The organism is Pseudonocardia hydrocarbonoxydans (assembly GCF_006539565.1).
Taxonomy (GTDB): Bacteria; Actinomycetota; Actinomycetes; order Mycobacteriales; family Pseudonocardiaceae; genus Pseudonocardia; species Pseudonocardia hydrocarbonoxydans.
Genome location: NZ_BJNG01000029.1, coordinates 22,013 through 32,160 on the forward strand (window position 1 = coordinate 22,013; position 10,148 = coordinate 32,160).

Consider the following 10,148-nt stretch of genomic DNA (forward strand, 5'->3'; position numbering starts at 1 on the left):
GCGGCCATGGATGTGAGGCAGATCACTCTATCGGTCGGGGAGGGTGCCGACCCCGGGGCCCTCACTCGCACGCGACCCCGTCGTCGTCGCGGTCGAGCGCGGACCGGTAGCCCGGCTCGCCACGCCGGATCGGCGCCGCTCCGGCCGCCCGGGCCGCCGAACAGTTCGTGAAGTAGGCCGCGCCGTCGTCCCGGGGTGCGGGCGCGCGAACCGTGGTCGCCGCAGGCATCCCGACGGCCGGCCGCGGCGCCGGCGATGCGGCGGCTGCGGTTCGGTGGTCGTCGTCCGGCTCGCCCTGCGGTGTCGACGGCGCCGGGCAGCGGGGCGGGGCGGGGGCGCCGGCCACCGCCTCGGCGATGTTCGCCATGTAGCGGTCGTTCCCGCGGTACGCCGGGTACGACACGGCCAGGCCGTTGAAGGCCAGGCTGTAGCCGAGGTCGTACTGGTCGTCGGGCCCGTCGTAGCGGACGTAGTGCAGCGGTCGGCCGGAGCGGTCGCGCCCTGCACCCGGCTCGGTGTGCAGCACGATCGAGCGGTCGAGCACCCGAGCGCGGACGTGTCGGGTGGCGGCGTCGCCCGCGCAGGTGCCCGCCTCGGGGGCGTCGACCCCGATGAGCTGCACCTCGCGGCCGTCGTCGAGCAGGACGGTGTCGCCATCGACGACCCGCTCCACGGTCGTCCGTTCTCCACCCGCCTCGCACCCCGGTAGCCCGCTGTACGGGCCGTCGCCGGCGTCGCCGCAGGTGGCCGTGACGGCGTCGGGGACGTCGAACGAGGGGAGCGCGTCCCAGGCGGACACGACCGACTGCCACATCTGGGCGAGGCTCGCTCCGAACCCGTCGCCGTCGCCGTCGCCGGTGTCCGGCGCTCCGGCCCGCACCTGAGCCTCCCCTACCGCAGCGGTGGTGGTCGTCGTCGTCGGAGTCGACCGCGGAGCTGCCACCACCCTGGCGTCGCCCGACCCACCGCTCTCCGTGCAGGCGCCCACGAGGAGCGCCGCTCCGATCACCACTGCCCACCCACGACCGATCCCCACGACCGTGCTTCGACGCGATACCGGTAGTCGTTAGCAGCGCACACGGTCAGGGATGTTCGCCGGTCGCCCCGTCGATCAGCTCCCGCATGACGTCGGCGTGTCCGGCGTGCCGGGCCAGCTCCTCGACCATGTGCACCAGCACCCAGCGCAGGGTGACGGTCTCGCCCGACCACGCGGTGCCGGTGTCGTCGAGGGCCAGCTCGTCGACCACGGCGTCGGCGCGGGCGCGCGTCTCGGCGTAGGCCGCCAGCAGCACCGCGGGGCTCTCGTGCGGCCCGGGTCGCCAGTCGGCGTCGGGATCGGCCGGGTCGAACGGTGCGGCCAGGACGGGGCGGCCGAACGTGCCGCAGAACCAGCCGTCCTCGACGAAGATCAGGTGCTTCAGCAGGCCCAGCAGGCTCATGCCCGACGGGGTGACCCGCCGCCGCAGCTGCTCGTCGTCGAGGCCGTCGAGCTTCCACACGACGACGTCGCGGTGGCGGTCCAGTGCGACGTACAGGCTCGTCTTCTCGTCGGCGGCGAACGGCACGCGTCTCATCCGTCGCACGCTAGGGCGTATCCGCTCGGCGAGCGCCTGCAGTCTCATCGGACAGTGCCTGATCGGACAGTTGCCGGACCTCGGGCCCGTGGGCCACGGTGGGACGCATGACCGCAGTCGTGCGCTTCACCGGGCTGGGCGGGCCCGAGGTCCTGCACGTCGTCGACGCCGACCTGGGGCCGCCCGGGCCGGGGGAGGCGCTCGTCGACATCGCGGCGATCGGGCTCAACCGGGCCGAGTCGATGTTCCGCCGCGGCGACTACATCGAGCCGACGGTGCTGCCGGCGGGCCTCGGGTACGAGGCGGCGGGCACGGTGGCGGCCCTCGGCGAGGGCGTCACGCGCTGGGCGGTGGGCGACGCGGTGAGCGTGGTGCCGGCGTTCTCGATGAACGACTACACCGTCTACGGGCGGCAGGCGATCGTGCCCGCGCGGGCGCTGGTGCCCCGGCCCGTCGACGAGGTCACCGGCGCCGCGGTGTGGATGCCCTACCTCGTGATCTACGCGGGCCTGCTGGAGCCGGGGATCCTGCGGCCCGCCGACACCGTGCTCATCACCGCGGCCACCAGCAGCGTCGGGCTGGCCGCGATCGCGGTGGCCGCCCGGATCGGTGCGGTGCCGATCGCGGTCAGCCGCAGCGCCGACAAGGTCGACGAGCTGCGCGCGGCCGGGGCGGCGCACGTGATCGTCAGCGGGACCGACGACCTGCGCGAGTCGGCCCGGGAGATCACCGGCGGGCGCGGCCTGGACGTCGTGTTCGACGCCGTCGCCGGGCCCGCCGTCGCCGAGATGGCCGAGGCGATGCGGCCGAACGGGACCATCGTCATCCACGGCAGGCTCTCCGGGCAGCCCACGCTCTACCCGACGCACACCCTGCCGGACCTGGTCATGCGCAGCTTCACCCTGTTCGCGATGACGCGCGACGAGGAGCGGCTGCGACGGGCGGCGGCGTTCGTGACCGCCGGGCTGCGCGGCGGCGACTTCACCCCGCAGGTCGACCGCGTCTTCGACGGGCTGGACCAGGTCGTCGAGGCGCACCGGCACCTGGAGTCCAACCGGCAGTTCGGGAAGATCGTCCTCAGGCCGTGAGGAGGGCGGCGTAGCGGTCCAGGTCGACGTTGCCGCCGCTGACGATCACCCCGACCCGCTGCCCTCGGAACGCCGGGGCGAGGCGGCGCAGCGCCGCGAAGGCCAGGCAGCCGGTCGGCTCCACCACGATCTTGAGCGTGCTCGCGAACACGCGCATGGCGTCGACGAGCTCGGCGTCGGAGACCGTGTGCACGTCGGTGACGTCGCGGCGGATGATCGGGAACGTCAGCTCGCCCAGCGCCTGGGTCTGGGCCCCGTCGGCGATCGTGTCGGGCGTCGGGATGTGCACGATCCCGCCGCTGCGGAAGGAGCGCTGCCCGTCGTCGCCCGCCTCGGGCTCGACGCCGTGCAGCCGGCACCCGGGTGAGAGCAGGCCCGCCGCCAGCGCCGACCCGGACAGCAGCCCGCCCCCGCCCAGGCAGACGAACAGCGCGTCGAGCTCGCCGACGTCCTCGAACAGCTCCAGCGCGGCCGTGCCCTGCCCGGCGATGACGTCGGGGTGGTCGAAGGGCGGGACGAGGGTCAGCCCGCGCTGCGCCGCGAGCGCCGCCCCGATGGCCGCGCGGTCCTCGGTGAACCGGTCGTAGCGCACGATCTCGGCGCCGTAGCCGAGCGTGGCGGCGACCTTCGACGCCGGCGCGTCGTGCGGCATGACGATCGTCGCGGGCATCCCCAGGATGCGCGCGGAGAGCGCGACGGCCTGCGCGTGGTTGCCCGACGAGTACGCCACGACACCGCTCCGGCGCGCGTCGTCACCCAATCGTGACAGAGCGTTGAACGCGCCGCGGAACTTGAACGCACCCATTCGCTGGAAGTTCTCGCACTTGAAGAACACCGAGGTCAAGAGCTCCTCGTCGACCCGGCGGGAGGTGAGGACGGGGGTGCGGTGGGCGTGCCCGGCCAGGCGGGCGGCGGCCGCGCGGACGTTGTCGGCGGTGGGGGGCGTGGTCACCGAACGATTCTCGGGGATTCCCCCGTCACTCGATCGAGAACCCCTCGTTGGGGTGTTCGTGCCGAACCTTTCGCAGCGCGTCCACCCGACGACGGAGTGTGTCGGGGTACCTCGTCTGCACGCAGCGGTGCCCGGTATGTTCTGTTCGTCGCACTCAGTGAGCGGTATTCGTCACTCTTCTGCGACTCCGTCCCCGTTCGCACTGCCCCGGTTGGGTGGGTCATGACTCGGCACTCTCTCCCCGTCCGCACGGACCGTCGGCACGCGCCGTCCCGTCCGGGGTACCTCCCGTGGGTGGTCGGGGGCATCGCCCTGGTGCTCGCGGTGGTCCTCGGGTTCACGTTCCTCGGCAGCGGCCCGGCGTCCACCGCGGGTTCCGACGCACCCCCGGTCGTCGACGTCTCGACGTTGCCGCTGGCCGACACCTACGGCGTGATAGACGGCGCACCGGTCGACCCGTCCGCCGACGCGCCGACCGACGGAGTGGTCGTGCACCCCGAGCGCCGCACGCCGGTGCACGCCGCGCCGGACGGCGTCCCGATCGCGCGTGTCGAGCCCACCCAGTTCGGCGACGTCTGGTTCCCGGTGATCGCCGAGCAGGGCGACTGGGTGCAGATCCTGTTGCCGTCCCGCCCGCTCGGTTCCACCGGCTGGGTCCGCGCCGCCGACATGGAGCGCGCCACCACGCCGTACCGCGTCGAGGTGCACCTGGGCTCGATGACGATGCAGCTGCTGCGCGACGAGTCCGTCGTCGGGGAGTGGACGATCGGCATCGGTGCTCCCGACACCCCCACGCCCGCCGGCCGCACCTTCATCCTCGGGGCGTTCACCGACGCCGCCCAGGACTTCTCGCCGGTGATCCTGCCGCTCGGGACGCACAGCCCGACGCTCGACACCTTCGGCGGCGGCCCGGGCACCGTCGCGATCCACACCTGGCCCACCGCCGACGGCTTCGGTACCGCCGCCAGCAACGGCTGCATCCGCGTCCCGCAGGACGCGCTCGAGGAACTCGTCGAGGTGCCGCTCGGCACGCTCGTCATGATCGACCAGAACTGAAGGGGTACACGCACGTGAGGAACAAGAAGATCGTCGGCGCCGGGGCGACCGTCGCCGTCGGGGCCACGCTGCTCTTCGGCGTCTCTCCCGCCTTCGCCGACGACGAGGAGTCGTTCGTCGACTCGGCGTACGCGATCTCGGCCTCCGGCCTGCTGGACATCGACCCCCTCCCCGCGGGCGTCGAGTCCGTCGACGGCGAGCCGGTCAGCAAGGAGGTCCTGGGCCTCGGCGAGCGCACCTCCGACGCCGACGCCGACGGCATCTTCGTGGGCGTGCTCAACGCCTCGGCCGAGGCCGCGAGGTCGGAGACCAGCGTCGCGCGCGTGGAGCTGCTCGACATCCTGCGCGCCGACCTCATCCGCACCTACTGCGAGGACGCCGACCCCGACCTGTCCGGGCTGCAGATCGTCAACGGGACCCTGCTGGGCCAGCCCCTCCCGGAGACCCCGGTCCCCAACACGGAGATCAACCTCTCCCCGCTGGCCACGGTCGTGTTCAACGACCAGGTCCGCAACGCCGACGGCTCGCTGACCGTCACCGGCGCGGAGCTGAAGCTCCTGCCCGGCCGCGACGACGCCGTCAACGAGACCCTCGACGCCGACGACCGCGCCGCGCTGCCGATCCTCGGTGACGCGCTCGGCGTCGACCTGGGCACCGACCTGCTCACCGAGAACGACGTCGTCTCGGAGCTGACCGGCGCGCTGGGCGGCGGCCTCGACGAGGCGCTGCAGACCGTCACGATCGGTGTCGCCACCTGCACCGAGTACGTCGACGACGACGGCAAGGACGACGAGGACTTCGGCGACAAGGGCGACGACGGCCAGGACGACGCCGACGACGCCGAGGAGACCGACGACGCCGACACCGAGGCCCCCGCGCCGACGGTCGTGGAGGCCAGCCTCCCCGTCACCGGCTGATCGCACTCCCGCACCACCGTCGCCCCCCGCCGTGCACCGGCGGGGGGCGACGGGCGCCCCGGAGGGTCAGAGCCCGCCGGTGCGGAACTCGTCGAGCACCCGGCGCTCGCGTTTGGTGGGGCGGCCCGCGCCGCGGTCGCGGCGGGCCACCGGGATCGCCATCTCCGGCGGGGGAGCGGGGGTCCGGTCGATGTAGCAGGTGGCCGCGTCGGCGGCACCGACGCGGCGCGGCAGGACCCGCACCACCTCCACGACCCGGGTGACGTCGTTGACGCGCGCGCGGACCTCGTCGCCCGGGCTCACCGGGGTGGCCGGCTTCGCGGGCCGGTCGTTGACGCGGACGTGCCCGGCCCGGCAGGCCGTCGCGGCGTCCGGGCGGGTCTTGGTCAGGCGCACCGCCCACAGCCAGCGGTCCAGTCGGCTCGACTCCACGCCGACCACTATGCCCGCAGGGTGAAGCCGACCGAGCCCAGCTCGCCGAAGTCGGCGCGGACCGCGTCGCCCGGCCCGACCGTCGGGGGCGGGGTGGTGGTGCCGGTCGTGACCACGTCGCCCGCGCGCAGCCGGTGCCCGAACCGGGGCAGCTCCGCGGCGAGCCACGCCAGCGCCGTCCGGGGGTCGCCGAGCACGGCCGCCCCGGTGCCGCGGGCCGCCTCCGCACCGTTGATCCACAGGGCTGTCCCCGCTGTGGACAGGTCCAGCCCGCGCCAGTCCGGCACCTCCGGGCCGAGCACGAACCGGCTCGCGCAGGCCGCGTCGGCGAGCAGCTGGGCGGGCCCGACCGCGGCGAAGTCGACGAAGCGCGAGTCCGGCAGCTCCACCGCGAGATGCAGCGCGTCGACCGCGGCGAGCACGTCGTCACCGGGGTGGACGTCGGCGCCGAGGCGGAACGCGAACTCGGCCTCCGCGACCCGCATGTGCAGGTCGTGCGAGGGCAGGACGTCGCCGGGTGCGAAGCGGAACCGGGTGAACAGCGGCCCGGGCAACGGCCCGGACACGCGGACGTGCGCCTGCCCGGCGGCCGACGTCGCCGCGATCTTCCAGCCGTAGGACTCCCCGACGAGCGGGCGCAGCGCGTTCTGCACGGCCATCCCCGCGGCCTCGTCGGCGGGCGGTTCGGGCAGGGCCGTCATCCGCTCCCCGCGCCGCCACGCCGCCCACAGGAGCTCGGCGCAGCGTGCCGCGTCAGCCACGGCCTGCCCGCACGGCGTCGACGACGGCGGTGACGCGCGGGTCGCGGTACAGCTCCTCCAGCGTCACCGGCAGCGGCAGCCGCCAGTTGGGGTACTCGTCGACGGTGCCGGGCAGGTTGGGCTGGCGCACCTCGCCGATCACGTCGTAGGGGGACACGAGCACCAGCCGCGCGGGGGTGGAGGCGAGCAGCGCGTGCATGGCCACGACGAGCTCCTCGTCGGTCTCCCCGGCGAAGCCGTGCCCGTGCAGCAGCGCCACCAGCTCGGCCCGGTCGGCCGCCGCCTTCTTCTCCTCGGCCACCGGGTCGTCGAGCAGGCCCAGCTCGGCCCGCGCCCGCACGTGCTCACCGCGCAGGAAGCCGGCGGCCGTGGGCAGGTCGTGGGTGGAGATCGTGGCGACGGAGTCGTCGGGCCAGCGGGCCGGGTCCAGCAGCGGCTCTCCCTCGGCGTCGAGGTCGCGGGTGAACCAGAGCACCGACGAGCCCAGCATGTGCCGCTCCGCCAGCCCGGCGGTGACCTCCGGCTCGACCGTCCCGAGGTCCTCGCCGATCACCAGCGCGCCCGCCAGGTGCGCCTCCAGCGTGAGCACGGCGAGCATGACCTCGGCGTCGTAGTGGACGTAGGTGCCGCGGTCGGCCGACTCGCCCGGCGGCACCCACCACAGCCGCCACAGCCCGGCGACGTGGTCGATGCGCAGCCCGTCGGCGTGGCGGAGCTGGGCGCGGAGCAGGTCGCGGTAGGCGGCGTACCCGGTGGCGTCGAGGCGGTCGGGGCGCCACGGCGGCAGCCCCCAGTCCTGTCCCTGCTGGCTGAACGCGTCCGGCGGGGCGCCGACGCGCACGCCGAGCGCCAGGACGTCCGCCCACGCCCAGCCGTCGGCGCCCTCGGGATCACAGCCGACGGCCAGGTCGTGGATGATGCGGACCCCCGCCGCGCGCGCGGCGTCGCGGACCTCGCGCAGCTGCTGCTGGACCTGCGCCTGCACCCAGGCGTGGAACGCCGTGCGCGGCCCGTCCTCGACGACGGGGCGACGCAGGTGTTCGGGCCAGCGGCTCCACCGGCCGCCGTGGCGCTCGGCGAGGGCGCAGAACGTGGCGAACTCGGCGAGGTCGGGCTCGACATCCGGAAAGGGACGGCCCTCGGCGCGCCACAGCAGCTCCAGCGCCGAGCGCTTCGCCGCCCACACCCGGTCGTGTTCGATGCGGTCGGTCGGCGCCGGGGCCAGGGCGTCGACCTCGGCGCGGGTGGCGGCGTCGGCGCGGGCGTAGGCGTCGAGATCGGTGATCCGCAGCGCCAGCGGTGTGCCGAACCGGCGGCTCGACGGCGTGTACGGCGACGGCTGCACCGGCGGCACGGGCGTGAACGCGTGCAGCGGGTTGAGCAGCACCGCCCGCGCCCCGTGCTCGGCGCCGGTCCAGGCGGTGAACTCGCGGAGGTCCCCGAGGTCGCCGATGCCCCAGGAGCGCGCCGAGTGCAGCGCGTAGAGCTGCAGCATCCAGCCCCAGGAGCGTTCGGCGTCGGGCAGGGCGGGCGGGGCGACGACCACCGTGACCGTGCGGTCCCCGATCTCCAGGCCGTACCAGCCGGGGGCGAGACCGGCCGGGATCTCGTCGACGTCGCGGCGTCCGCCGTCGGGGTCGACCAGCACGGCCGGGCCCGGCAGCGCGCGGGAGCGGTCGGTGCGGACGGCGATCGTGCCGGGCAGCCGGTCGGCGTCGGCCCGCGCCTTCTGCAGCGCCGCGCGGCGGGCGGAGGGGGTCGCGGCGTCGACGTCGAGCAGGCCGAGCACCCGCACGACCACGTCCTCGTCGACGGTCACGGGGCGGCGGTCGCCGTCGCGGTAACCGGTGGCCACGCCGTGCGCGGCGGCCAGCTCGATCAGTTCCTGGTCCACACTGCTCCCGTTCGCCCGACACCCGCGTCACATCACGGTGTGTGATCACGAGAATGCTAGGTTCTGCGGGTCGGACCGGCCCGGTCTGGTTCTGGGATCGACCCACGGGAGACCGGAGATGATCACGCTTCCGGTGGTGCTGATCGCGGTGGCGGTCCTGCTGCTGCTCGGCCTGCTCCTCGGCCTGTTGCTGCAGCGCAGGCGTACCGAGCGCGCCGTGCCGCCCGGCCCGCGCACGGTGGCCGACCTCGTCGCCGCGCGCGCCGGGACCGAGCCGGCTCCGGTCGCCGACGGACCGCTCGCCGAGGAGCCCGGTGCCGACGCCGATCCCGCCGGCGCCGAGGCTGTCGGCTCCGGGTCCGCCGGTGCCGGGTCCGCCGGTGCCGGGTCCGCCGCTGTCGGGCCCGCCCCTGTCGAGTCCGCCGCTGTCGAGTCCGGGGCCGTCGACTCCGAGCCCGTCGGAGCCGGGTCCGCCGGTTCCGGGTCGGTCGGTTCCGGGTCGGCCGGTTCCGGGTCGGCCGCTGCCGGGGACGGCGGGGACGAGGCCGCCGGCGTCGAGGCCGAGCCCGCCGGCGCGGCCGCCGCCGAGCCCGAGCCCGTCGTGGCGGCCCGCGCCGTGGCGCCCCTCGGCGACGACGTGCCGTGGCGGCGCGCCGCGCAGATCACCGGGTCCGGCGAGCCGGAGCCGGAGCCGGTCGAGCAGCGCCGGGTGCCCGCACTGACCCTGCTCCGCCGCCCGCCCCGCCGCCCCGACCCGGCCGACGAGCCGCACCCGTTCACCGCGTCCCGCACCCGGACCGGGAGGCTCTCCCCGGTCGCGACGACCACCACCCCGCCGGCCGATGCCGGTCCGTCGGCGGTGCTCCGGTCGGTGGACGGGGCGACGGACGGCCCCGAGGAGTCCCCGGTCGACGTGCCGGACGGCTCGACCCGCTCCGACGCACCGGAACCCGGCGACGCGCCGGCTCCGCAGGGTGAGGCGATCGACCCCGACGACACGTCCGCGGTGGACGCAGCGCAGGGGTCGAACGTAGTCCCCGATTCGGACGGGACCGCTCCACTCACCGTCATCGGGACCGGCGCCGACAAGGTGCAGCAGGACGTCCCGTCCGTGGCCCCGGCGCCCGTCGAGCCACCGCCGGCCGGCGACGCGGTGGAGCGTGACGACCGGGCACCCGCCTCCGTCGCCGCGGTCGGTGCGGGTGCGGGCGTCGCCGTCGGCGCGACCGTGATGCGCGGCGCCGACCAGGACGACCCGACGGACCCCGCCTCCGACGAGCACACCGGCCCGATCCCGGTGCAGCCGCCCGTCGAGGACCCCGTGGCCTTCCCGGCGGCCGATCCCGACCTGCTGTTCGATACCCCGACCGCGGTGTCCGCCCCGGCCGCGACCCCGGCGCCGACCGCGACCCCGGCGCCGACCGCGACCCCGGCGCCGACCGCGACCCCGGCGCCGACCGCGACCCCGGCGCCG

At 75.3% G+C, this 10,148-nt stretch carries 10 protein-coding genes; 4 read left to right on the forward strand and 6 right to left on the reverse strand.

The features are described from left to right. Positions 1-61 precede the first annotated feature (61 nt). Together PHY01_RS26595 and PHY01_RS16955 are read right to left on the reverse strand one after the other, a co-directional pair. A complete protein-coding gene (locus PHY01_RS26595; protein ID WP_170183856.1) occupies positions 62-880 on the reverse strand; it encodes a thermonuclease family protein in 819 nt (272 codons plus the stop codon). Between the two features lie 202 nt (positions 881-1,082). Further along, positions 1,083-1,574, reverse strand: a complete 492-nt coding sequence (locus PHY01_RS16955; RefSeq protein WP_174824130.1) for a DinB family protein — start codon at positions 1,572-1,574, stop codon at positions 1,083-1,085. A 107-nt stretch (positions 1,575-1,681) separates the two neighbouring features. On the opposite strand from PHY01_RS16955, the gene PHY01_RS16960 reads away from it, so the two are divergent. Next, complete coding sequence (locus PHY01_RS16960) at positions 1,682-2,662, forward strand: zinc-dependent alcohol dehydrogenase family protein (protein ID WP_141279832.1); 981 nt, start codon at positions 1,682-1,684, stop codon at positions 2,660-2,662. Here PHY01_RS16960 and PHY01_RS16965 read toward each other — a convergent pair. Beyond that, on the reverse strand, positions 2,652-3,614 hold the full coding sequence (locus tag PHY01_RS16965) for a threo-3-hydroxy-L-aspartate ammonia-lyase (protein ID WP_141279834.1): 963 nt from the start codon (positions 3,612-3,614) through the stop codon (positions 2,652-2,654). The two genes, PHY01_RS16960 and PHY01_RS16965, sit on opposite strands and share 11 nt — an antisense overlap. Positions 3,615-3,908: 294 nt before the next feature. Between PHY01_RS16965 and ldtCP the strand changes: the two genes are divergently transcribed. Both ldtCP and PHY01_RS16975 read left to right on the forward strand, forming a co-directional pair. Next, positions 3,909-4,670, forward strand: a complete 762-nt coding sequence (ldtCP, locus tag PHY01_RS16970; protein WP_246085960.1) for a L,D-transpeptidase — start codon at positions 3,909-3,911, stop codon at positions 4,668-4,670. A gap of 14 nt (positions 4,671-4,684) precedes the next feature. Beyond that, positions 4,685-5,587, forward strand: a complete 903-nt coding sequence (locus tag PHY01_RS16975; RefSeq protein WP_141279838.1) for a choice-of-anchor P family protein — start codon at positions 4,685-4,687, stop codon at positions 5,585-5,587. Between the two features lie 66 nt (positions 5,588-5,653). Here PHY01_RS16975 and PHY01_RS16980 read toward each other — a convergent pair whose 3' ends face one another. The 3 genes from PHY01_RS16980 to PHY01_RS16990 are packed head-to-tail and all read right to left on the reverse strand — an operon-like array spanning position 5,654 to position 8,674. Then, positions 5,654-6,019 (reverse strand): RNA-binding S4 domain-containing protein, encoded by a 366-nt coding sequence (locus PHY01_RS16980; protein WP_141279840.1) that lies wholly within the window; start codon positions 6,017-6,019, stop codon positions 5,654-5,656. Between the two features lie 8 nt (positions 6,020-6,027). Continuing rightward, complete coding sequence (locus PHY01_RS16985; protein ID WP_246085961.1) at positions 6,028-6,780, reverse strand: 2-keto-4-pentenoate hydratase; 753 nt, start codon at positions 6,778-6,780, stop codon at positions 6,028-6,030. Beyond that, positions 6,773-8,674, reverse strand: a complete 1,902-nt coding sequence (locus PHY01_RS16990) for a 4-alpha-glucanotransferase (protein WP_218030195.1) — start codon at positions 8,672-8,674, stop codon at positions 6,773-6,775. The genes PHY01_RS16985 and PHY01_RS16990 overlap by 8 nt, the downstream gene beginning before the upstream one ends. A 118-nt stretch (positions 8,675-8,792) precedes the next feature. On the opposite strand from PHY01_RS16990, the gene PHY01_RS16995 reads away from it, so the two are divergent. Then, a partial coding sequence (locus PHY01_RS16995) for a hypothetical protein (RefSeq protein WP_373865362.1) occupies positions 8,793-10,148 on the forward strand: 1,356 nt, incomplete at its 3' end.

Coding starts and splice junctions, on each gene's coding strand:
- PHY01_RS16955 (WP_174824130.1), bottom strand. CDS start 1,574: ATGAGACGCGTGCCGTTCGCCGCCGACGAGAAGACGAGCCTGTACGTC.
- PHY01_RS16960 (WP_141279832.1), top strand. CDS start 1,682: ATGACCGCAGTCGTGCGCTTCACCGGGCTGGGCGGGCCCGAGGTCCTG.